The organism is Nonomuraea sp. NPDC005730, assembly GCF_040630865.1.
Classification (GTDB): Bacteria; Actinomycetota; Actinomycetes; order Streptosporangiales; family Streptosporangiaceae; genus Nonomuraea.
Map to the genome: position 1 here is coordinate 54,909 of NZ_JBEXYK010000028.1, position 22,462 is coordinate 77,370.

The 22,462-nt window shown below is 71.8% G+C and carries 20 protein-coding genes; 13 read left to right on the top strand and 7 right to left on the bottom strand.

Annotated features, from left to right (window positions below; genetic code table 11):
* Positions 1-24 precede the first annotated feature (24 nt).
* Entirely contained in the window at positions 25-1,029 is a 1,005-nt protein-coding gene (locus ABZ444_RS28210; RefSeq protein WP_358002977.1) for a sigma-70 family RNA polymerase sigma factor, read from the bottom strand.
* A gap of 68 nt (positions 1,030-1,097) precedes the next feature.
* Positions 1,098-1,748, bottom strand: a complete 651-nt coding sequence (locus tag ABZ444_RS28215; protein WP_358002980.1) for a TetR family transcriptional regulator — start codon at positions 1,746-1,748, stop codon at positions 1,098-1,100.
* A 187-nt stretch (positions 1,749-1,935) separates the two neighbouring features.
* On the opposite strand from ABZ444_RS28215, the gene ABZ444_RS28220 reads away from it, so the two are divergent.
* From ABZ444_RS28220 to ABZ444_RS28250, 7 genes are read left to right on the top strand one after another with little or no spacing between them, the layout of a single operon-like run.
* On the top strand, positions 1,936-3,540 hold the full coding sequence (locus ABZ444_RS28220; RefSeq protein ID WP_358002983.1) for an AMP-binding protein: 1,605 nt from the start codon (positions 1,936-1,938) through the stop codon (positions 3,538-3,540).
* Complete coding sequence (locus ABZ444_RS28225) at positions 3,540-4,580, top strand: acyl-CoA dehydrogenase family protein (RefSeq protein ID WP_358002986.1); 1,041 nt, start codon at positions 3,540-3,542, stop codon at positions 4,578-4,580. Before ABZ444_RS28220 ends, ABZ444_RS28225 begins: the two co-directional genes overlap by 1 nt.
* Complete coding sequence (locus tag ABZ444_RS28230; RefSeq protein ID WP_358002990.1) at positions 4,580-5,734, top strand: acyl-CoA dehydrogenase family protein; 1,155 nt, start codon at positions 4,580-4,582, stop codon at positions 5,732-5,734. The genes ABZ444_RS28225 and ABZ444_RS28230 overlap by 1 nt, the downstream gene beginning before the upstream one ends.
* Entirely contained in the window at positions 5,731-6,693 is a 963-nt protein-coding gene (locus ABZ444_RS28235) for a bifunctional MaoC family dehydratase N-terminal/OB-fold nucleic acid binding domain-containing protein (protein WP_358002993.1), read from the top strand. The genes ABZ444_RS28230 and ABZ444_RS28235 overlap by 4 nt, the downstream gene beginning before the upstream one ends.
* Entirely contained in the window at positions 6,690-7,085 is a 396-nt protein-coding gene (locus ABZ444_RS28240; RefSeq protein ID WP_358002996.1) for a MaoC/PaaZ C-terminal domain-containing protein, read from the top strand. Before ABZ444_RS28235 ends, ABZ444_RS28240 begins: the two co-directional genes overlap by 4 nt.
* Positions 7,085-8,251, top strand: coding sequence for a lipid-transfer protein (locus tag ABZ444_RS28245; protein ID WP_358002999.1), 1,167 nt, complete (start codon positions 7,085-7,087; stop codon positions 8,249-8,251). The genes ABZ444_RS28240 and ABZ444_RS28245 overlap by 1 nt, the downstream gene beginning before the upstream one ends.
* A 41-nt stretch (positions 8,252-8,292) precedes the next feature.
* Positions 8,293-9,018: a DUF981 family protein gene (locus ABZ444_RS28250; RefSeq protein WP_357973393.1), complete on the top strand. Its 726-nt coding sequence runs from the start codon at positions 8,293-8,295 to the stop codon at positions 9,016-9,018.
* A gap of 4 nt (positions 9,019-9,022) precedes the next feature.
* Here ABZ444_RS28250 and ABZ444_RS28255 read toward each other — a convergent pair whose 3' ends face one another.
* Positions 9,023-10,732 carry a sigma factor-like helix-turn-helix DNA-binding protein gene (locus ABZ444_RS28255; protein WP_358003002.1) on the bottom strand — a complete coding sequence of 570 codons (1,710 nt, stop codon included), beginning with the start codon at positions 10,730-10,732 and terminating at the stop codon, positions 9,023-9,025.
* Between the two features lie 263 nt (positions 10,733-10,995).
* On the opposite strand from ABZ444_RS28255, the gene ABZ444_RS28260 reads away from it, so the two are divergent.
* Genes ABZ444_RS28260 through ABZ444_RS28285 form a run of 6 tightly spaced genes read left to right on the top strand, consistent with a single transcriptional unit; the run spans position 10,996 to position 15,482 of the window.
* Positions 10,996-12,048 carry an ABC transporter ATP-binding protein gene (locus ABZ444_RS28260; RefSeq protein ID WP_358003005.1) on the top strand — a complete coding sequence of 351 codons (1,053 nt, stop codon included), beginning with the start codon at positions 10,996-10,998 and terminating at the stop codon, positions 12,046-12,048.
* The gene (locus ABZ444_RS28265) at positions 12,041-12,718 is read left to right on the top strand and encodes an ABC transporter permease subunit (protein WP_358003008.1); all 678 of its coding nucleotides are present in this window, start codon (positions 12,041-12,043) and stop codon (positions 12,716-12,718) included. Before ABZ444_RS28260 ends, ABZ444_RS28265 begins: the two co-directional genes overlap by 8 nt.
* The gene (locus ABZ444_RS28270; RefSeq protein WP_358003011.1) at positions 12,715-13,407 is read left to right on the top strand and encodes an ABC transporter permease subunit; all 693 of its coding nucleotides are present in this window, start codon (positions 12,715-12,717) and stop codon (positions 13,405-13,407) included. The genes ABZ444_RS28265 and ABZ444_RS28270 overlap by 4 nt, the downstream gene beginning before the upstream one ends.
* Before the next feature lie 40 nt (positions 13,408-13,447).
* Positions 13,448-14,374: an ABC transporter substrate-binding protein gene (locus tag ABZ444_RS28275; protein ID WP_358003014.1), complete on the top strand. Its 927-nt coding sequence runs from the start codon at positions 13,448-13,450 to the stop codon at positions 14,372-14,374.
* A 37-nt stretch (positions 14,375-14,411) separates the two neighbouring features.
* Complete coding sequence (locus tag ABZ444_RS28280) at positions 14,412-14,894, top strand: flavin reductase family protein (RefSeq protein WP_358003017.1); 483 nt, start codon at positions 14,412-14,414, stop codon at positions 14,892-14,894.
* Positions 14,895-15,482 carry an NAD(P)H-dependent oxidoreductase gene (locus tag ABZ444_RS28285; protein WP_358003020.1) on the top strand — a complete coding sequence of 196 codons (588 nt, stop codon included), beginning with the start codon at positions 14,895-14,897 and terminating at the stop codon, positions 15,480-15,482.
* Between the two features lie 179 nt (positions 15,483-15,661).
* Here ABZ444_RS28285 and sppA read toward each other — a convergent pair whose 3' ends face one another.
* The 4 genes from sppA to ABZ444_RS28305 all read right to left on the bottom strand — a co-directional run bounded on the left by sppA (position 15,662) and on the right by ABZ444_RS28305 (position 22,412).
* Positions 15,662-17,359 carry a signal peptide peptidase SppA gene (gene sppA, locus ABZ444_RS28290; protein WP_358003023.1) on the bottom strand — a complete coding sequence of 566 codons (1,698 nt, stop codon included), beginning with the start codon at positions 17,357-17,359 and terminating at the stop codon, positions 15,662-15,664.
* Between the two features lie 98 nt (positions 17,360-17,457).
* Positions 17,458-18,807 (bottom strand): S8 family serine peptidase, encoded by a 1,350-nt coding sequence (locus ABZ444_RS28295; RefSeq protein ID WP_358003089.1) that lies wholly within the window; start codon positions 18,805-18,807, stop codon positions 17,458-17,460.
* Between the two features lie 162 nt (positions 18,808-18,969).
* Positions 18,970-20,343: a S8 family serine peptidase gene (locus tag ABZ444_RS28300; protein WP_358003026.1), complete on the bottom strand. Its 1,374-nt coding sequence runs from the start codon at positions 20,341-20,343 to the stop codon at positions 18,970-18,972.
* A 173-nt stretch (positions 20,344-20,516) separates the two neighbouring features.
* Positions 20,517-22,412, bottom strand: a complete 1,896-nt coding sequence (locus tag ABZ444_RS28305) for a S8 family serine peptidase (RefSeq protein ID WP_358003029.1) — start codon at positions 22,410-22,412, stop codon at positions 20,517-20,519.
* Between the last annotated feature and the right edge of the window lie 50 nt (positions 22,413-22,462).

The following is a 22,462-nucleotide window of genomic DNA, read 5'->3' on the forward strand; positions in this document are numbered from 1 at the left end:
CTCTGGCCGCGACTGTAACGCGTTCTACTTTCTGGTGGAAGGCTCGCTTCCGGCGGGGAGCTCGGCACGTAGCCCGAAAGTGTCGAAAAGCCGCAGGTCGAAGAACATGGCGACGTGGTTGATGCCTTCTTCGCGCAACGCCAGCACCATGATGGCGAAGCGGCGGTAGACGTCGTCCTCGCGGAAGTAGACGGCGAACGCGGGCTGGCCGTTGGCGGCCACGGGGAGCAGCCTGAGGTCGTGCGGCCGGCTGGCGGGGCACTGGGTGGACACGAGCTCGCCGATCGCGTCGGGGCCTTCGTACCAGCCCACGTAGGGGGGCATCTCCCAGATCGCGTCTTTGGTGAACAGCGAGACCAGCTCGTCGACGTCGTAGTTCTCGAAGGCGGCGACGTAGCGGTCGAGCAGGTGGCGCTGCTCGGCGGAGAGCGGCTCGACCTGGTCGTCGAGGCTCGGCGAGACCTCGCTGAGCTGCGCGCGGGCCCGCTGCAGGATGCTGTTGACGGCCGCCGTGGACAGGCCGACCGCCTCGGCGACCTCGGCCGCCCGCCATCTGAGCACGTCGCGCAGGATCAGCACGGCGCGCTGGCGGGGCGGCAGGTGCTGGAGCGCGGCGACGAGCGCGAGCCGGATGCTCTCGCGCGAGGTCACGATCGAGGCGGGGTCGTCGGCCGCCTCGATCCCGGCCAGCGTGTCGGGCACCGGCTCCAGCCAGGGCACCTCGCCGTCCTGGACCAGCGGCGCGGTCGCCTCGGTGCTCGGGGCGCCGAGGCCGGTCGGCAGGGGCCGCCGGCCGCGGCTGTCGAGCGCGGTCAGGCAGGCGGTGGTGGCGATGCGGTAGAGCCACGTGCGCAGCGACGACCGCCCCTCGAACCCGTCGTAGCCCCGCCAGGCCCGCAGATAGGTCTCCTGTACGAGATCCTCGGCGTCGTGCACCGACCCCAGCATGCGGTAGCAGTGTGCGAACAGCTCGCGCCGCATCGGATCGGCCAGCCGGAGGAAGTCTTCGCTCGTCGGCTTGTCGCTCATGCCCCCCTGTATAGCTTCCGCCACCGACAAAAAGCCGATTAGGGCATGACGGAGATGTCCGGAAGGGGTTAGATGCCGGCCAGCAGGCGATTCGCGGCGGTCTCGATGCGCCGCTGGATCTGGTCGTACGTGCGCCGCCCCCGCAACATCTCCAGCAGCTCCTGCACCCACACGCTGGCCAGCGAGCCCGCGAGGTCGAGCTGCTCCTCGCCGGCCTGGTCGATCGTCAGCCCGTCGGCGGACACCCGCAGCAGCAGGCCCGTCATGCGGTCGCCGAACGGTGTCTGGACCTCGGCCATGATCAACGACCGGATCAGTGCGTCGGCCAGCTCCGGCTCGCGCATCAGCCCCCGCGTGGCCCGCATGAGCACGTCGACGGCCCGGCTGGCCGGCGTGGAGGCCCCGGGCGGGCGGCGCTCGATGCTGCTCTCCAGCAGGTCGATCTCCTCGCCCACGACCGCCACGACCAGGTCCATCTTGGACGGGAAGTAGCGGTAGAGCGTGCCCAGCGCCACGCCGGCGCGTTCGGCGACCGTGCGCATCTGCATCGCCTCGACGCCGCCGCGCGAGGCCAGCGCGGCGGCGGCCTGGACGATGCGCTTGCGGCGTTGGTGCTGGCTGCGGGTGCGGACGCTGCGACCGCCCGCCGCGGCGCGGCCCTCGGCGGCACCCTCGGTGTCGCTGGGGGGCGCGGAGAATGTCCCGGGCGAGGTACGCATAAGAACACGTTATCTGATTTCTCGGCAACGCGGCTTGTTACTCGCGAGTCACAAACAGGCCGTATTGGCCCATGTCTAAGGCGTTACAGGACTATGTCGGAACATTGTGCAGAGGATCGGTACTGGACAGATATTAGAATCTGTTCTAGTTTGCCATTCGGCTTACCTAGCGCTTGCTGGAGGCTCGATGATCGCGCAGACGCTGGCGGCCCTGCTCCTCGACCGGGCGCAGGACGACCGACCTGGGCTGATGTTCGAGGGCGCGGTGTGGTCGTGGCGCGAGCACGTCGCCCGCTGCCGGGCGGCGGCGGCCTGGCTGAGCGGGCGCGGCGCGGGTCTGCACGTGGGCGTGCTGGCGGAGAACGTCCCGGAGCTGCTCCTCCTGCTCGGCGGGGCGGCGCTCGACGGGCACGTGCTGGTCGCGCTGAACCCGACGCGCCCGGCCGAGGAGCTGGTCCGCGACGCCCGCGCCACCGACGTGGACCTCCTGCTCTGGGACGCCCCCTTCGCGGGCCCGGCCGCGTCGGTCGCCGAGGCGCTGGGCGTGGAGAGCGTGCCGCTGTCCCTGGTGTCGTCCCTGGGGGAGGGCGGCGGGCGGCCCGGCGAGGCCGCTCCCGGCGACCTGGTGATGCTGATCTTCACGTCGGGGACCTCCGGCCGGCCCAGGGCCGTCCGGATCACGCAGCGCAAACTGGCACTGCCGGGGCTGAGCCTGGCCGCGCTGCTCACGCCCGAGGACGTCGTCTACTGCTCGATGCCGCTGTTCCACTCCGGAGCCCTGATGGCCGCCTACGCCCCGGCCGTGGCCTCGGGGGCGGCGCTGGCCGTGCGCAGGCGGTTCTCGGCCTCCGGCCTGCTGCCGGACGTACGGCGGCACGGCTGCACCTACCTGCACTACGTCGGCAAGGCGCTCTCCTACGTCCTGGCCACCCCCGAACGCCCGGACGACGCCGACAACCCCCTCAGGATCGCCTTCGGCAACGAGGGCAGCGCGGTGGCGACCAGGCGGTTCGGCGAGCGGTTCGGCTGCCGGGTGATCGACGCCTTCGGCTCCACCGAGACGGCCATCTCCTTCAGCCCCGACCCCGGCGCCCCGCCCGGCAGCCTGGGCAGGCTGGGCGCGGGCGTGGAGATCCTCGACCCCGCCACCGGACGCCCGTGCCCGCCCGCCCATATCGAGGGCGGCCGCCTGCTCAACCCGGACGAGGCCGTCGGCGAGCTGGTCAACACCGCCGGCCCCGGCCTGTTCGAGGGCTACTACAACGACCCGGACGCGGACGCCGAACGCGTCAGGAACGGCGCGTTCTGGTCCGGCGACCTGGCCTACGCCGACCCCGCCGGCCACGTCTTCTTCGCCGGACGCGGCACCGAACGCCTGCGCGTGGACGGCGAGAACCTGGCCGTCGCCCCCGTGGAGGCCGCCCTGCGGGAGTTCGGCGGCGTGGTGGAGGCGGCCGTCTATCCGGTGCCGGACGCGGCGGCCGGCGACCAGGTGATGGCGGCGCTGGTCCTGGACGGCCCCTTCGACGCCGAGGCGTTCACCGCGTTCCTGGCCGGGCGTACCGACCTGGGCCCCAAGTCCTTACCCCGCTATATCCGGATTTGTAGTGAACTTCCGCAGACCCCCTCCCACAAGGTCATCAAGCGGATCCTGGCCAAGGAGGCGTGGCGGACCGGCGACCCCGTCTGGTGGCGCTCCCCTGCCGGATTACGCCCCCTGACCGGCGTGGACGTCAAGGCGATCGAGGACGAGTTCGTCGAGCACGGCAGGCACCACCTCTTGGAGAGCTGATGGATTTCAACCTGGACGAGACCCAGCAGGACCTGAAGAAGCTGACCGCCGAAGTGCTGGCCAAGCAGGGGGAGGGCGGCCCGGCGGCCAAGCAGGGGGAGGGCAGTTCGGCGGCCAAGCAGGGGGAGGGCGGTTCGGCGGCCGAGGACGCGCTGTGGCAGGCCGGGCTCCTGGGCGTGTGCGCGTCCGAGGAGGCGGGCGGCGCCGGGCTCGGCCCGGTCGAGATGGCCGTGGTGCTGCGCGAGGTGGGTGCGCGGGCGGCGGCCGTACCGGCGTTGCCCGTCCTGGTGAGCACGCTGGCCCTGGCCCGGCACGGCAGCCCTGACCAGCGAGGGCGGGTCACGCGCGGCACCCTGGCCCGGCGCGAGCCCGGCCGGGCCCCGGCCGATCCGCCTGCCACGGCGGCCCGCCGCGAGGGCGACGGCTGGTCGCTGACCGGGCGCAAGGTCGCGGTGCCGTACCCGGCGGACGACGTCCTGGTCACCGCGGACGAGGGGCTGTTCCTGGTGACGTCGCCGCCCGTGAGCCCCGAGTTCACCTCGACCGGCGAACCGGCCGCCACGGTCCTGCTGGACGGCACGCCCGCCGAGGCGGTGGCCGGGCCCGAGGCCGCCGCCGACGCCGGACGCCTGCTCACCGTGGCCGTCGCCGCGCAGGCGAGCGGCGTCCTGGCCGGGGCGCTCGACCTGACCACCTCCTACATCAGGACGAGACGGCAGTTCGGCCGGGCGCTGGCCGAGTTCCAGGCCGTGACCATGCAGATCGCCGACGTCTACATCGCCGGACGGGCCCTCGACGTGGCCATGTGGTCGGCGGCGTGGCGGCTGGCCGAGGGCCTGCCCGCCGACGAGGACGTGGCGCTGGCCGCGTTCCACGTCTGCGAGGCCGTCAAGGCGCTCTACACCTGCCAGCACCTGCACGGCGGCCTCGGGCTCGACGTCACCTACCCGCTGCACCGCCACTTCGCGCAGGCCAAGCACCTGTCCCACCTGCTCGGCGGCGCCGACGCCCAGCTCGACCTGATCGGAGCCCTCGTCTGATGCTGATCGACCTGACCCGGGAGCAGCGCGCGCTCCGCGACGAGCTGCGCGAGTACTTCCGCGGCTGCCTGACCGCCGAGGACCGCGCGAAGATCGCCGACGACCCGTTCGGCGAGGCGTACATGGAGCACTGCCGCCGGCTCGGCCGCGACGGCAAGCTCGGGCTGGGCTGGCCCAAGGAGTACGGCGGGGGCGGGTACGGCCCCCTGGAGCAGCAGATCTTCGCCAACGAGATCGCCCGCGCCGGGGTGCCGTACCCGATCATCACCGTGCAGACGGTGGGGCCGACGCTGATGCAGTACGGCACCCGGGCGCAGAAGGACCGGTTCCTGCCGCGCATCCTGGCCGGCGAGTGCCACTTCGCGATCGGCTACAGCGAGCCCGAGGCCGGCACCGACCTGGCCTCCCTGCGCACCACGGCGGTGCTGGACGGCGACCACTACGTCGTCAACGGCCAGAAGATCTTCACCAGCGGCGCGCACTACGCCCAGTACATCTGGCTGGCCGCCCGGACGAACCCCGAGGCCAAGAAGCACAAGGGCATCACGATGATGATCGCCGCCACCGACGACCCCGGCTTCTCCTGGACGCCGATCGTCACCATGGACGGCCGCCACCACACGAACTCCACCTACTACTCCGACGTGCGCGTCCCGGTGGACATGGTGGTGGGCGAGGTGGACCGCGGCTGGGACCTGATCGTCAACCAGCTCAACCACGAACGTGTCACCCTCGGCCCGGCCGGCAACCTCGGCCAGACCTACGACCGCTTCCTGGCCTGGGCCAGGCACGCCGGGCTGACCGACAACCCGGACGTACGCCGTGCCCTCGCCCGGGTGTGGGCCGCCTTCCGTACGAACGAGCTGCTCAACTGGCAGGTGGCGGCGAACATGGACCTCGGCTGGCTGGGCGCGCCCGACGCCTCGGCCACCAAGATCTACGGCTCCGAGCGCATGCAGGAGATCGGCCGCCTGGTCTGCGACGTCGTGTCCAGATACGGCGACCCGTCGGACCCGGAGACGGCCGAGCTGGCCGAACGCATGGACCACGCCGTCAAGGGCGCGGTGGTGCTGACGTTCGGCGGCGGGGTCAATGAGGTGCAGCGCGAGCTGATCGCGATGCTCGGCCTGAGCCTGCCGAGGCCGCCGCGATGACCGAACCGATGACCGACGCGATGACCGACGCGATGACCGACCCGATGACCGACCCGATGACCGACGCGGAGCTGCACGAGCTGGCCGGCAAGCAGATGGCGATGGGGGAGCTGCGCGGCACCCCGGCCGCCGACCCGGTGAACGCGCCCATGATCCGCCACTGGCTGGCGGCCATGGGCGACGCCAACCCGCGTTACCTGCAGGAGGGCGTGGCCCCGCCCGCGATGGCCCAGGTGTGGACCATGCAGGGGCCGGGGTCGCAGGCCAAGGACCGCTCGCCGGTGGACGACCTGCTGGCCGCGCTCGACGCCGCCGGCTTCACCGGCGTCGTGGCGACCAACTGCGAGCAGACCTACCACCGGTACGCCAGGATCGGCGAGCTGCTGACCCCCGGCACCCGCTGCACGTCGCTGGCCGGGCCGAAGCGCACCGCCCTGGGCGAGGGCTACTTCGCCACCTGGAACGTCACCTGGTACGGCGACGACGACCAGCCGGTCGCCGAGATGCTCTTCCGGGTGCTGAAGTTCCGCCCGAAGGCGCCCGCCCCGCGCGAGCGGGAGCCGTACCCGCTGCGGCCGGCGGTCAACGCGGACACCGCGTTCTTCTGGGAGGGGGCGCGGAACGGCGAGCTGCGCGTCCAGAGCTGCGCGGACTGCGGGGAGCTGCGCCATCCGCCCGGCCCGATGTGCCCGAACTGCCGCTCGGGGAACCGGTCGCACGTCGTCGTGAGCGGCCGCGGCACCCTCTACAGCTACGTCGTCCACCACCATCCGCCGGTGCCGGGGCGCGAGGTCCCGTTCGTGGTGGGCGTGGTGGAACTGCCGGAAGGAGTACGGATCGTGGGCAACGTCGTGGACTGCCCGGTCGAGAAGGTGGAGGTCGGGATGGCCCTGCGGGTGACGTACCGGTCGATGGACGACGAGCTCGTCCTGCCGATGTGGACGCCGGAGGAGCCGTGACCCCCGCCGCCGGAACGGCCCTGCCCGAGCTGGCCGTGGACCTGACCCCCACGACGGTGATCGCCACCGCCCTGGCCACCAGGGACTTCACCCCCGTGCACCACGACACCGCCAAGGCCCGCGCACAGGGCTCGAAGGACATCTTCCTCAACATCCTCACCACCATGGGCCTGGTGGAACGCTACGTCACCGACTGGACGGGCCCGGAGGCGGTCATCACCAGCATCAACGTCAAACTGGGCGTCCCGGCGTACGCGGGGGACCGGCTGAGCTTCAGCGGCGTGATCGTCGAGCGCGACGGCGACCGGTACACCGCGCAGGTGCGCGGCAGGGTGAGCCTGGGCGACCACGCCACCGGCACCGTCACGTTCGTCCTGCCCGGGAGCGCGTGATGCCGAGCGGGCGGGCCGCGATCGCGGGCATCGGGGCCACCGAGTTCAGCAAGGACTCCGGCCGGTCGGAGCTGCGGCTGGCGGCCGAGGCCGTGCTCGCCGCCCTGGACGACGCCGGGGTGCCGCCGTCCGAGGTGGACGGCATGGTCACCTACACCCAGGATGCCAACCAGGAGATCGCCGTCGCCCGGGAGACCGGCATCGGCGACCTCACCTTCTTCTCCCGCGTCGAGTACGGCGGCGGCGCGGCCTGCGGCACGGTCGCGCACGCGGCGATGGCCGTGGCCACCGGCATGGCCAGGACGGTGGTCTGCTACCGGGCCTTCAACGAGCGCTCGGGCCGCCGCTTCGGCCAGCCGAACGCCCGGCTGACCGGGGAGCCCACCTCCCAGGGCCTGGAGATGAGCTGGCACGTGCCGTACGGGCTGATGACCCCGGCCGCGTGGGTCGCCATGTTCGCGCGGCGGTACATGCACGAGTTCGGGGCGACGTCGGAGGACTTCGGGCGGGTGGCGGTGGCCATGCGCCGGCACGCCGCCACCAACCCGGCCGCCTGGTTCCACGGGCGGCCGATCACGCTGGCGGAGCACCAGGCGTCCCGGTGGATCGTGGAGCCGCTGCACCTGCTCGACTGCTGCCAGGAGAGCGACGGCGCGGTGGCCCTGGTCGTGACGTCCGCCGAACGCGCCCACGACCTGCGCAGGTCGCCCGCGGTGATCGCGGCGGCGGCGCAGGGGGCGGGCGCGGGCCAGATGATGATGACGAGCTACTACCGGGACGACATGAGCGGCCTTCCGGAGATGTCGGTCGTCGGCCGGCAACTGTGGAAGATGTCCGGGCTGTCCCCGGCGGACATCCAGACGGCCATCCTGTACGACCACTTCACCCCGTTCGTCCTGGCCCAGCTGGAGGAGCTGGGCTTCTGCGGACGCGGCGAGGCCCCCGACTACCTGCGGGACGGCGGCATCGAGCTGGACGGCCGCCTGCCCGTCAACCCGCACGGCGGCCAGCTGGGCGAGGCGTACATCCACGGCATGAACGGCATCGCCGAGGCGGTCCGGCAGATCAGGGGGACGGCCGCCAACCAGGTGGCCGGGACGCGGAACGTCCTGGTCACGGCGGGGACCGGGGTGCCGACGAGCGGCCTGATCCTGTCGGCGTCGTGACGGTCAGTTAAGAGAAAGGTGCATAGGGTAATCATCCCTGTATGGGTGGATTCTGGGAGGTCCTGGCACAGCCGGAGTTGAAGATCGACTGGGCCAGGATGCCCACCTACAACACGATCATGGCGGTCGCCGCCGGCGTCGGGTTGCTGCTCGTGGTCTCCTTCGGCCGCCGGCTGCTCAGGGGCGACCCGCTGGAGCACGTGGACGGCTGGGCGCTGGCGTTCGGCGCGGTCGGGGCCGTCCTGGCGGTCACCGGGCTGCACATGACGCTCACCTGGCCGCTGGCCGGGCAGGGTTTCCCGTTCGACAACATCATCTTCGGGGAACCCTCGCTGGCGTTCGGCGTGTTGCTGCTGGCCGCCGCGCTCTACCTGTGGAAACGCTGGGGGCTGAGCACCGTGGCGCCCGACCGGCGCAAGCTGGTGGCGCGCACGGCCGGGCCGATCTCGCTGTTCGTCTTCGGTATGGGGCTGGCCTGCTTCGGCATCGCGGCGGCGGGGTGGACGTACACGCTGTTCGCCGCGCCGCCGCAGGAGCCGATCTCGGGGGCCTTCGCCGACCTGCCGCTGCTGGAGGCCACCTTCATCTCCGGCCTGTACGTGCTGGTCGGGGTGGGGGCGGTGCTGTTCCCGTTCGCGCTGCGGGCCAGGGGTGGCCCGGTGACGACCGTCACCGGGGTGTGCTGGGGGATCGCCGGGGCGGCGTTCCTGCTGTTCGGCGCGCTGAACTACTTCACCCACATCGGGCTGATCGTCAACACCATGTAGGCGCTCACGGGCCCATGAACATCGGCACGGAGAAGAACACGATCATCGCGATGGCCACGCAGATCAGGAACCCGATCAACTCCCAGGCCCAGTCGTAGTGCCGTTCCCTGCGCCGCTTGAGCGCCTTCTTCCTGGCCGCGGCCTTCTTCTTGCCCGCCGGCTGCTTGCGGGCGCCGGGCTTGGCGCCGCCTCTCCCCGGCGAGCGGGCCGGCTCGGCGCCGGGTTTCCGCCGGGACGGGCCCTGGAGGTCGCGCGTGGGGTCCGGGTAGCGCGCGCGGTCGGCCTCGAGCTCGCGGGCGAGCTCGAACGCGAAGTCCGCCGCACGACTGCGCCCGGACGGCGCCGCATCATCGGACAGGGCCGAGTCGGACAGGGCCGAGTCGGACAGGGCCGAGTCGGACAGGGCCGGGTCGGACAGGGCCGAGTCGGACAGGGCCGGATGGGACGGCGCCGGGGCGGATGGGGCCGGGTCATGGGGTGACTCGGGGGCGGGCATGCGGTAGACCGGCTCGGCGGCGGCCCTGGACCTCGGGGTGAACAGCGGCGCCGTCTCCTTGCCCGGCTGCTGCGCCGTCAGGGGACGCCGGGGAGCGGGGGCCGGGTCCTGACGCGCCGGAACGTCCCTGATCGCGGGCATCTCCTGGGTGATGGGCTCGTCGTCCAGCACGTCCGCGGGTATGGGCGCGGCCAGGAAGAAGGGCCGCTCCCCGGGCGGGGGAACGACGGCGCCCGCCACCCGGCCCTCGGCCGGAGCGGCGGGTGGCGCGGTGAAGTCCCCCGTGCTGAACGGCCCGGCGGACGGGGCCGCGACCTCAGGCAGGGGCTGCTCGGGCTGCGCAGGTTGCGGGAGCTTGGGCAGGAACGGTCGTACGGCCGCCGCCCGCGCGGCCGGGTCCCGCAGCGGCCCCATCGAGTCCAGTGCCGCGAGCGGGTCGCGCAGCTTGGGCATCGGCGCGGTCGTCGCCTCGTGCACGGACGGCCGCCCGGCGGGCGGCGGCGCGAGCAGGTCCGCCGGGAAGATCCCGGTGCTGGTCGCCGGGTCGGCCTCGGCGAGCGGCAGCGGCCACTGCGGCGGCGCGGGCCAGAGCGGCTTGACGAACAGCGGCCCCGGCTCGGCCGGCACCGATCCCGCGAAGTGCACACGCAGGATCGCGGGCGGCTCCGGCCAGGGCAGACGCCCCAGGACGTCGCGCAGCGGCGCGACCGCGAGCGCGCCGTGGACGTCGGCGACCGGCTTCGACACCCGACCGCCGGCCAGCGCGGTCAGGGCCATGTCCAGGACCTCGCGGAACCGGTGGCCCGCTCCGAAGGCGAGCTCGTCGGCGGTGTCGGGGGCGACGTCGAGCACCCAGGCCAGCTCGGCCCGGCTCAGCCCGCACACCGCGCACAGCACCAGCACCTCGCGCTGCTGCGGGCGTAGCTCGCGCAGCACGCGCTCGACCAGCGCCGAGGCCGGGTCGATGAGCGGGTCCACGACGGGCGGGGCGTAGACGACGTCCCGCCGGTGGATCTGGCGGCGGGCGTAGGCGTACAGGGCGGCACGGGGCGGGGCGACGTCGGGGACGCCGGCGAGCACGGACGCCAGGACGTCGGACGCGGCGCCCGGATCGCCGAGCTGGTCGGCGCAGTACGCGAACAGCCCGGCGGCATGGCGGTCGTAGAGCTCTGCGATCAGTTCTGTGCGGGGGCGCTGACCGGTGAGCGGCTGGGACACGGGGCCGATCCTCTTGCTAAATGTGCGGACGCTGAGGTGAGGGGTACGCGTCTGGAGTTTGTGGAGGTAATCATGCCAACTCACCCAGGCCCGGCGCACCACTTGATCGGAAATTCCGGTAAATCTCCCTGGTCAGTGAAACGTTTAAGCCGTCCCCCGTGGGGACACGGGGGTGAGGGTCGCCGTAGTCTTGTGGGCCACCGAGATCATGCGGCGGTCGTGGCAGGGGGGCCGCGGCCCTGCCATCGAGCGAGAGGTCACGCGTGATCACATTCGACGCTGTCACCAAACGCTATCCAGACGGCACCACCGCCGTGGACGCCCTCTCCCTTGAGGCGCCCACCGGCGAGATCACCGTGCTGGTGGGCCCTTCGGGCTGCGGGAAGACGACGTCCCTCCGGATGATCAATCGCATGATCGACGCTTCCGAGGGACAGATCCTCCTCGACGGGGTGCCCGTGAGCGGCATCGACCCGCCCACGCTGCGCCGCGGCATCGGGTACGTCATCCAGCAGGCCGGCCTCTTCCCGCACCGGAAGATCGTCGACAACATCGCGACGGTCCCGTACCTGCTGGGCTGGGACAGGAAGAAGGCCCGAGCGCGGGCCATGGAGCTGCTCGAACGCGTCGGCCTCGACCCGGCCTTCGCCGACCGCTATCCCTTCCAGCTCTCCGGCGGGCAGCAGCAGCGCGTGGGCGTGGCCAGGGCGCTGGCCGCCGACCCGCCCGTGCTGCTCATGGACGAGCCGTTCAGCGCGGTCGACCCGATCGTCCGCACCAGCCTCCAGGACGAGCTGCTGCGGCTGCAGGCGGAGCTGAACAAGACCATCGTGTTCGTCACCCACGACATCGACGAGGCGATCAAGCTCGGCGACCGCGTGGCCGTGCTGCGCGTGGGCGGGCGGCTGGCCCAGCTCGCCGACCCCAAGACGCTGCTGTCGGAGCCGGCCGACGACTTCGTCCGCGAGTTCCTGGGACACGACCGGGGGATCAGGCGGCTGCAGTTCATCTCCACGAAGGGGCTGCGGCTGCGTACCGACCTGACCGTGCGCGAACGGGCGGCCGGCGACGAGCCGTGGCTGCTGGTCGTGACCCCCGACGACCGGCCCGTGGGCTGGTTCGCCGGGTCGCGGCCCGAGGAGCTGGAGCCGTACGGGACGTTCGTGCTCGGCCGCGACTCGATGCGCTCGGCCCTGGACGCGGCGCTGCTGTCGCCCTCCGGCTGCTCGGTCGCCGTGGACGAGGACGGCAGGGTCGTCGGCGTGGCCACCAGGGAGGCCCTGGACGAGGCGCTGGCGGAGGCCGCCGATGCGTGAGGGTCCGCCCAGCATCTGGGAGTGGATCGCGCGCAACTGGGACACCGGCCGCGCCGACAGCATCAGGAACCTGCTGACCGACCACCTGACCATGTCCCTGGTGCCGATCCTGGCCGCGCTGGTGCTGGCGTTGCCGCTCGGGCTGGCCTGCGTGCGCTGGCGCTGGCTCTACCAGCCCACCTCGGGCCTGATGAATGTCGTCTACGCGCTGCCGTCGCTGCCGGTGTTCATGTTGCTGATCTCGGTGACCGGGCTGTCGCAGACCACCGTGATCATCCCGCTGACCTTCTACGGCATGGCCGTGCTCATCCCGGCCGTGGTCGACGGGCTGAACTCGGTGCCCGACCACGTGCGCCAGTCGGCCGTCGCGATGGGGTTCACGCCCATGCGCCGCCTGCTGCAGGTCGAGCTGCCCATCGCCACGCCGGTGGTGCTGGCCGGGCTGCGCGTGGTCGCGGTCTCCAGCATCAGCCTGGTCAGCGTGGGCGCGCTGATCGGCCAGGGCGGGCTCGGCGGGCTGTTCACCCGGGCCTACCAGAACCCGTTCATGCCGCCGGTGGTCACCGGCATCGTGCTGATCGTCGCGCTGGCGCTGGTCGCCGACGGCCTGCTGGTCCTGACCCAGCGCCTGCTCACCCCCTGGGTGCGCGCGCGGAAGGGGACGTCGTGAGCTGGTTGGGCTCGTTCTTCGGCTGGCTGGCCGACTTCTTCGGCACCGGGGCGAACTGGGCCGGCCCCGACGGCATCCCGGCGCGGCTGCTGGAGCACCTGGAGTTCTCGGTCCTGGCGCTGGGGCTGGCGATGCTGATCGCGGTGCCGCTGGGGCTGGCCATCGGCCACACCGGCAGGGGCGAGGTCGTGGTCGTCATCTCGGCGAACCTGGCCAGGGCGCTGCCGACGCTCGGCCTGCTGGTGCTGTTCGTGCTGCTGCTCGGCACGTCCTCGATCTGGCCGGTGATCATCCCGCTGGTGTTGTTGTCGGTGCCGCCGATCCTGGTCAACACCTACGAGGGGATCAGGGGCGTCGACCCGGAGCTGCGCGACGCGGCGTACGGGATGGGGCTGCGCGGCGGGCAGGTGCTCGGCCGGGTGCTGGTCCCGGTGGCGCTGCCGCTGATCCTGCTCGGGCTCAGGCTGTCGGCGATCCAGGTGGTCTCCACCACGACGGTCGCGGCGTACACGGGGCTCGGCGGGCTCGGCCGGTTCGTGATCGACGGTTTCGCGACCAAGGATTATGCGAGCGTTGTGGGGGGTTCAGTACTGATTGTGCTGTTCGCGCTTGTGGTGCAGATCGTGTTCGCCCTCATCCAGAGGGCGACCGTTTCGCCGGGGGTGAGCCAGAGACTGAAGGTTCGATAGTCTCCGGTATTACCTGCCGCTTTAGAAGGGAAATTCAAAGATGAGACGCATGATCGGCACCGCGGCGGTGCTCGTGTCGGCGACGCTGGCGCTGGCTGCCTGCGGTGGCGGGAGCGGCGGTGGGGGCAACCCGCTCGACACCACGAGCGCGGCGCCCAGCGGGTCGGCCGCGGCGGCCGGGGGCAAGGCCGTCATCGGCTCCTTCGACTTCGACGAGAGCGTGCTGCTCGCGTCGATCTACGCCCAGGCGCTGGAGGCCAAGGGCGTGCAGGTCGAGGAGAAGCCGCGCATCGGCAGCCGCGAGGCGGTCTACGACCAGGTCAAGAACGGCGGCCTGACCATCGTTCCGGAGTACAACGGCAACCTGCTGGCCTTCATCGACCTGAAGAACACCGCCTCGACGACCGACGACGTCAACGCGGCGCTGAAGGAGAAGCTCCCGGCCGAGCTCGAAGTGCTCGACTCCTCCCCGGCCGAGGACAAGGACAGCCTCTCGGTCACCAAGGACACCCAGACCAAGCAGTCGCTGAACACCATGGAGGACCTGGCCAAGGTCTCCAAGAACATGGTCGTCGGCGGCCCGCCCGAGTTCAAGAAGCGGTGGGAGGCCCGCTTCAAGGAGGTCTACGGGATCGAGTTCAAGCAGTGGGAGCCGAAGGGCCCGGCCACGGCCGACGCCCTGAAGGACGGCTCGATCCAGGTCGGCAACGTGTTCACCACGGACCCCAAGATGCTGGCCAACAACCTGGTGGCGCTCCAGGACACCAAGAACATCTTCCCCGCCCAGAACGTCACGCCGCTGCTGTTCAAGGCCGGCGCGAACGACACGATCCGCACCACGCTCAACGGCATCTCGGCCAAGCTGAGCACCCAGTCCCTGCTCGACATGATGCAGAAGATCTCCGTCAACAAGGACGAGCCCGCCACGGTGGCCAAGGAATGGCTGACCTCCAACGGCCTCGCCTGACGCCCGCGGCGGGGGCCTCCGGCCGGAGGTCTCCGCTGTGAGTGAGTTCACGGAGGCGATGGCCCAACTGGCCGCGGGCGTCGCGGTGATCACCGTCCGGGACGGGCGTGACGACCTGGGCGTGACCGTGTCGGCGCTGATGTCCGTCTCGGCCGAGCCGCCGCTCGTGCTGATCAGCCTGGCCTCCCGCGGCTACCTCTGCGAGGTGCTGCTCCGGCAGGACCGGTGGGCGGCCTCGCTGCTGTCCGCCGGCCAGGCCGCGATCGCCAGCCGCTTCGCCACCGCCGGCCGTCCGAGCGCCCGCCTCCTGCTGGCGGGTACCCCCCACCACCGGGGGACGCACACCGAGGCGCTGGTGGTCGAGGGCGGTGTGGCGGCCCTGGAGGCCGAGACGACCCAGGTCGTCCCGGCCGGCGACCACACGCTCTTCGTCGCCCAGGTGCTGTCCGTTCCCTATGTCACCCCCGCGCTCCAGCCGCTGGTACGGCTGCGCGCCCGCTACCGGCCGATGGGATGCTGAATGCGCAGTTTCCTCTTCCTCCTGGGCGGCAATCGCCGTGACGGCAACACCGAGACCCTGGCCAGGCACGCCGCCGCCGCGCTCCCGCCGGACGTCCGGCAACGCTGGCTGCGCCTCGACGACCACCCGCTGCCGCCCTTCCAGGACATCCGCCACTCCGGCGACGGCGTCTACCCCGTCCCCGAGGGCGCGGAGAAGCTGCTCGCCGAGGCCACGCTCGACGCCACCGACCTGGTGATCGTCTCCCCGCTCTACTGGTACAGCGTCTCGGCCACCACCAAGCTCTACCTGGACTACTGGTCGGCCTGGATGCGCGTCCCGGGCTACGACTTCAAGGCGCGCATGGCGGGCAAGACCGTCTGGGCGATCACCACGATCAGCGAGGAGGACGAGTCGGTGGCCGATCCGCTGATCGGCACGCTGCGCCTGTCGGCCGAGTACTTCGGGTCGTGGGGCGGCGCGCTCATCGGCTACGCCAACCGCCCCGGCGACATCCTGCGTGACACCGGCGCCCTGGAGCGGGCCGCGGCCTTCTTCAGCCCCCGCGCTCGAAGTGCGGATGCAGGAGCGTCCTCGTCCCGGCCTTGACCAGCGTCGGTGAGAACGTCGATCAGCACGATGCCCGCCGAACGCGGGGTTTTTCGGCACGGGCAGCTCGCGTCCACCCGGGTCGAGCACCCGGGTCGAAGCGCGCTTGGCCGGGCTCCACGCCCACTGGCCGCCGGGCGCCTCCGATCCCCATGGATCAGGGAGCACGCAAGATCGAATTACCTGATGACGTACCAACCGGGCAAGGAGAGCGGACCGGCGGCGGGCAGGCCCAGCTCGGCCGACAGGCGGGCCAGCGGCCCCCAGGCGTCGAGCCGCACCCGGGCCAGGGCGGCGGACTTGTCCTCGCTGGACTCCGGGCCCCGCAGGCGCTCCAGCGGGTTGAGCCTGGGGTAGACGCGTACGGGGGCGTCGTCGGCGAGCCCGGCGCGCTCGCGGGCCAGGCCGAGGGCGTGCTCAAGGCCGCCCAGCTCGTCGACCAGGCCGTTGGCGTGGGCGTCCGCGCCGGTCCAGACCCGGCCTCTGGCCAGCTCGTGGACGCGTTCGCGGGTGAGGTCGCGGCTCTGGGCCACCTTGCCCACGAAGTCGTCGTAGATACGGTCGAGCCAGCCGTTCACCCGGTCCCACTGCTCGGGGGAGAAACCGCGGGCGGTGGAGAACATTCCGGCGTTGACCCCGTCGGCGACCAGTTCAGTATTTATCCCGATTTTTTGGAGCAAGTCAGTCATGACGGGCTTGCCGCCATATACGCCGATCGAGCCGGTCAGGGTGCCGGGCTGGGCCACGATCACGTCGGCGCCCATGGAGACGAAGTAACCGCCGGAAGCGGCCAGGTCGCCCATGGAGACGATCACCGGCTTCACCCGGCGGGTCAGCGTCACCTCCCGCCACACCGTGTCGGAGGCCACGTACGAGCCGCCGGGGCTGTCCACGCGGAAGACCACGGCCTTGACGTGCTCGTCCCGGCGGGCCGCGCGCAGCGCCGCGCTGATCGTGTCGGAGCCCATCGCGCCGCCCCCGCCGAGCGGGCTGCGGCCGCTGCGGCCGCTCCTGATCTGCCCGCTGCCGTGCACGAGCGCGATGCCGTCGGCCATGGGGTGCGGCAGCTTCCGCACCGCCGCGCTCCTGGCGTACCGGGAGACGAACAGCAGGTGGGCCTCGCCGCCCGTGGCCCGCCTGATCTCGTCGTACACCTCGTCGCGGTAGGCGAGGGCGTCCACCAGGCCGGTCTCCCGCGCCTCGGACGCGGTGAACGGGCCGCGGTCGACCAGCTCACGCACCTTGCCGGGGTCGAGCCTGCGGCCCTCGGCGATGCCGCGGACGAGCTGCTCGGCGACCGACTCCACGATGCGGGTCATCGACTCGCGATGGGGCTCGGTCATGTGGTCCTGGGTGAAGGTGTTGACCGCGGTCTTGTACTCGTGCCGCTGCCCGGCCTCGACCGCCACGCCCAGCTTGGTCAGGGCGCCCTTGAGGAAACGCTGCTCGATCGCCACGCCCGTGAGCCCGACGTCGCCGCTGGGCTGGAGGTAGACCCGCTCGAACGCGGTGGCCAGGTAGTAGGGCACCGTGCCGCCGCTGAACTCCCCGAACGTCTCGGCGTAGGCCACGGTCAGCTTGCCGGAGGCGCGGAAGCGGGTGACGGCCTCGCGCAGCTCCTGGACCATGGCCAGGCCCATGGGGTTGCCGCCGAGCTTGACCACCAGCGCCTTGACCCTGGAGTCCCGGCCGGCCCGCCGGAGGCCGGACAGCACGTCCGACAGACGGGTCTTGCGCATGGACAACACCGCGGCGACCGGGTCGGACGGCGGTCCTTCCGTGAGGCCCTCGGTGAGATCGAGCTCCAGGACCAGCGGGCCGGTGCGCCGCTGGCGAAGCTTGTCGACGGTTTCGAAGATCGCCCTGCCTGCGTCCATATAGCCACCCTAAGCGACACATTCTGTATCGGGCCCGGAACAGGTCCAGGCGGCCGCCCGGGTGCGGGCGGCCGCCTGGAACCTGCGCCGGTGGCGGGTCAGTGGCGGTTGTGCAGGGCGGCGTGGACGTTGATGCGGGGGGTGGTGAGCTGGGTGCCCGCGCTGGCGTACGCGATGGGCTTGCCGGTGCGCTTCAACGCGTCGAGGAGCTGGTCGGAGGTGGCGTGCGCGCGCTTCTGCCGCAGCAGCGCGAACGAGCCGGCGACGTGCGGGGCGGCCATCGAGGTGCCGTTCAGCGTGGCGTAGGCGTTGCCGCTGATGGCGGCGGTGATCGAGACGCCGGGCGCGAACAGGTCGAGCATGGTGCCCCGGTTGGAGAAGGAGGCCACGGCGTCCTGCTTGTCGGTGGCGCCCACGGTCACGACGTTGGAGACGCAGGCGGGCCAGGAGACGGAGGCGTCGAAGCCGTTGTTGCCCGCGGCCACGACGGTGGCGACGCCCTTGGCCTGGAGACGGTCCACCTCGGCCTTGAAGTCGGCGCCGTCGCCCTCGTCGCAGTAGGTGTCGTACTTGCCGCCGCCCAGGCTCAGGTTGACCGCGGCGACGTCGTACTGGTCGGCCAGCACGTTCGCGTACGCCATGCCGGTCAGGACCGAGGAGTCGTAGGCGAGCACGCAGGACGCCGCGGCGCCGCAGTAGGGGGAGTTGTCGAAGCGGCTGAAGACCTGGATCGCGATGATCTTGGCCTTGGGGGCGACGCCGGGGTTCGGGAACTCCTTGGTCGCCTGGCCCGCGGCGATGCCCGCGACGTGGGTGCCGTGGTAGCACAGGCCGTACTCGGGCCGGGGGGCGTTGCGCAGGCACGCCTCGGTCTCGGAGCTGGCCGCGCCGTCGCCGATCTGGAACTGGCTGCCGTTGGGGCACAGCGGCGTCGAGCCGTCGGCCGGGTCGGTGGCGGAGAAGCACGCCTGGGCCGCGATGCGGCGGCCGAAGGCCGGGTGGTCGTTGTCGATCCCGGAGTCGATGATCGCGACGGCGGTGCCCTTGCCGGTGAAGCCCTGCCGGTGCGCCCGGTCGGCGCCGATCAGCGGGACGCTCTGCGCCAGCGAGGGCTCGTTGAGCCGGTCCTTGCGGATCGAGACGACGTCCGCCTGCTCGGCGACCTTCTCCAGCTCGGCGCGGGTGCCGCGGTAGACGAAGAAGTCGAGCTTGCCCGCCAGCTCGGCGGGCGGCGTGGCCACGACGTTCCGCTTGTCCTGCCTGACCCCTTCCGCGCCGGCCAGGGCCGACTGCACCTGGGCGGGCTGGCGGACGCGGACGATGACGCGGTGCTCGCCGGCCGAGGTCACAGCCGGGTCGATCTTGGACTCGGGGTCGGCCAGGGCGGGGGTGGCGACCATCGTCGCAGCGGTGGCGGCGAGGGTGATCGCACCGGCCAGCAGAGACATGAGTCTCAACTGATCCTCCGGGGGGTCAGGGGGCGTTTGTGTAAAGAAGTGTAGATATTGGACAAGAGATGTCAGAGAGGCGCTTGTGTTCTGTTACCGCTTCTTGTTCTGGTACGCGAAAGGGCCGGATCGTCCCGTCCGGCCCTCTCGTACGTGCTGGTCTCAGGCTTTGGGAGCACTCGGGGCCGTGGCGCTGAACACGTCGATACGAGCGGTGCGCGCCTGGGCGCCGCCGGCGGGGTAGCCGATGCTCCGGCCCGTGGCCTGCAACCGCTGCAGGCTCTGCGCCACCGTGAAGTTCGGGTACGCCTGCCGCATCAGCGCGAACGCCCCCGCCACGTGCGGCGTGGCCATCGACGTGCCGCTCTTGTCGGCGTAGGTGTCGTCGGGCACCGACGACCTGATGCCCACGCCCGGCGCGAGCAGGTCGAGCAGCGGTCCCCGGTTGGAGAAGTCGGCCACCGCGTCCCGGTCGTCGGTGGCGCCCACCGCGACGGCGGAGGAGATGCAGGCCGGCGCCGAGACGCCGTCGGGGAAGCCGTTGTTGCCGGCCGCGACCACGGGCGCGACCCCGAGGGAGATCAGTGTGTCGAAGTCCGGCTTGAGGCCCGCCGCGCTCGGGTCGGAGTCGCAGTTCTCGCGGTACGGCCCGCCGCCGCCCAGGCTCAGGTTCGCCGCGGCGACGTGCTGGGCCGCGGCCACCCGCGCGACGTACTCCAGCGCCAGCTTCTGGTCGGAGGTGTAGCTGAGGAAGCAGGGCGCCTGGGTGCCGATGACCGCGCACGTCATCGCGCTGTCGATGCGGCTGAACACCTGGATCGGCAGGATGCCCGCGGCGGGCGCGACGCCGTTGGAGGGGGCGCCGGTCGTCATCCGGCCCGCGGCGATGCCCGCGACGTGCGTGCCGTGCGAGCAGGCGTTGACGCCGTTCACGACGCACTGGGCGGTCTCGGCGTCGGCGGACCCCGGGCCGGTCTGGCTCGGCTGGCTGTTCGGGCAGAGCGAGACCGAGCCGTCACTGGCGTCGGAGGAGGAGAAGCACGCCTCGTCCACGATCCGGCCGGCGAAGAACGGGTGGTCGCGGTCGATGCCCGTGTCGAGGACGGCCACCGTGAAGCCCCTGCCCGTCCAGCCGGCCGCGTTGGCCCGGTCGGAGCCGATGATCCGGGTGCTCGTGTCCAGGACGGCAGGGCGCAGCTCGTCCTTGTAGACCGCCTGGACGCGGTCGTCCTTCCTGAGCTGGGCCAGCGTCTTGCCGTCCAGCTCGGCGACGAAGAAGTGGGGCGACTGCGCCGCCTCCAGCACCCGGCTGCCCTCGGAGGCCTGTTCGAGATCCTTGGCCACGGCCTGCACGTTCTGCCCCGGCTTGAGCTGGATGATCGACCGGACCTTGCTCTTGGCCTTGACCTCCGCGACCAGGGCGGGGCTGATGACCGGGTCGCCGGTGTCGCGCGCGTCGGCGGGTGGCGCCGCGCACAGCACGGCGGATGTCGTGGCCAGCGCGGCAGCGCCGGCGAGCAGGGACCGTAGCCTCACTTAGTCCTCCGAGGGTCAGACCGTCCGGTGTGAGGTGTCCATCCCCTGGTGTGACATGTGTGATGTCGGTGACCTATGTGAAAGCAGTGAAAGCTGAGCGGGTTTTTGCCATGTGGCGGGGAAGACGGAAGGGCCGGTCGGAACCGACCGGCCCTTCCCTTGGTGACGCTGCCTCAGAGCGACTTGATCACGTTCTTCGTCGCCTTCCTCAGGGCCGCCTTCGACGCCGCGCCGCTCAGCCGCACCTTCTCGGCGGCGGTCAGCACGGTGGTGCCGTTCCTGCCGTGCGCCCAGTTGAGCCAGGCCGTCAGCAGCGCGCTGTCCAGCTTGTCGCGGGCCGTCTTCGTGCCCTTCAGCACCCGGTACGCCTTGCCCAGCGACGACGCCTTCGTCAGCTCGGGGAACACCTTGCTGGCCTTGCCGATCAGCTTCAGGTAGCAGTTCAGCGCGTTGTCGGGGATCGTCCCGCTGCTGCGGTGGATCTCCACGGCCCACTTGCCGGCCGCCATCCTGGCGCCGGCCGTGCCGCGTGTGCAGACGGCGGCGGCCGACGGGGCGGGGGTCGGCGTGACGGTCACCGTCACCGTGACGGTGGGCAGCGGGACCGGCGTGACCGAGGACGTGGGGGCCGGCGCCGGCTGCCCGTCGTCCGTGGGGTCGGGCTCGGGCGTCGGGCCGCTGCCGTCCGTCGGGTCGGGCTCGGGGTCGTCCGTGGGGGCGGCCGTCGGCGCCTGCGTGATCGGCGGCTGGGTGCCGGTGCCGGCCAGGGCGGCGCCCACGTCCAGGCGGGGGGTGGTGACCTGGGCGCCGTTGGCCTCGTACTGGTAGGGCCGGCCCGTGGTCTTCAGCGTGTTGATCAGGTCGGCGACGGGCGTCTGCGGCGAGGCGGCCTTCATCAGCGCCAGCGCGCCGGCGACGTGCGGCGTCGCCATCGAGGTGCCGCTGTGCGTGGCCATCTGGTTGTCCGGCACCGAGGACTGGATGTCCACGCCCGGGGCGAAGAAGTCGACCAGCGAGCCCCGGTTGGAGAAGTCGGCGATGGCGTCGGCGCCGTCGTTCGCGCCGACCGCGACCGCCGAGGAGACGCAGGCGGGGTAGGAGGCGCCCTCGAAGAACTCGTTCCCGGCGGCGACCACGGTCGCGATGCCCTTGGCCAGCAGGGCGTCGATCTTCGGCTTGAAGACCGCGCCCTCCTCGGTGGCGTCGCAGTCGGTCTCCGACAACGCGCCGCCCAGGCTCAGGTTCACCGCCGCGACGGGCTGGGTGAGCGTGGCCACGTAGTCCATGGCCAGCCGCAGCGACGACTCGAAGGCCAGCAGGCACGACGACTCGCCCATGCAGGTGTCCTCGTCGTTCACCCGGCTGAACACCTGCACCGCGATGATCCCGGCGCCCGGGGCCACGCCGCCGCTGCCCGCCGCGATGCCGGCGACGTGCGTGCCGTGCTCGCACAGGTTCACGCCGCCGGACAGGCACTTGGCGGTGGTGGCGTCGGCCGCGCCCTCGCCGGTCTGCTGGGGCTGCCCGTTCGGGCAGAGCGACTCCACGTCGCTCTCCACGGCCGAGAAGCACGCCTCACCGGCGAGCCTGCCCCCGAAGTACGGGTGGTCGCGGTCGATCCCGGTGTCCAGGACGACGATGTTCTGGCCCGCGCCGGTGAGGTTCTTCTCGTGGGCCTTGTCCGCGCCGATCTGGGTGATGTTGGCCCCCACCTCGGCCGGCGCGTACGTCCGGTCGCGGTGGATGGAGGTGACGCGCGGGTCCTCGGCCAGCTTCGCCAGCTCCTCGGCGGTGCCCTCCACCACCATGAACGGCTGACTCTGCGGCTGCAGCAGCACGTCGACGCTCTGGGCCGCCGCCGCGCCGGCCACCGGCTCGTGCTGCGCGGCGTCGGTCAGCTCCACGATGGCGCGGGTGGTGTCGCCGTCGAGCGCGAGGCCCTCCTCCAGCTTGCTGCTCTGGGAGGGCGCCGGCGTCGGCGTCGCCGCGGGGTCGTCGGCGAACGCCGGGACGGGGGCCGATAACAGGGCCAGCACGATCGAGCACACGATCAGGGGGCGAAATCGCACGCGTCCTCCGAAGGGGATGATCTCGGAGTTTAGGGCGATTTATCCCGCCA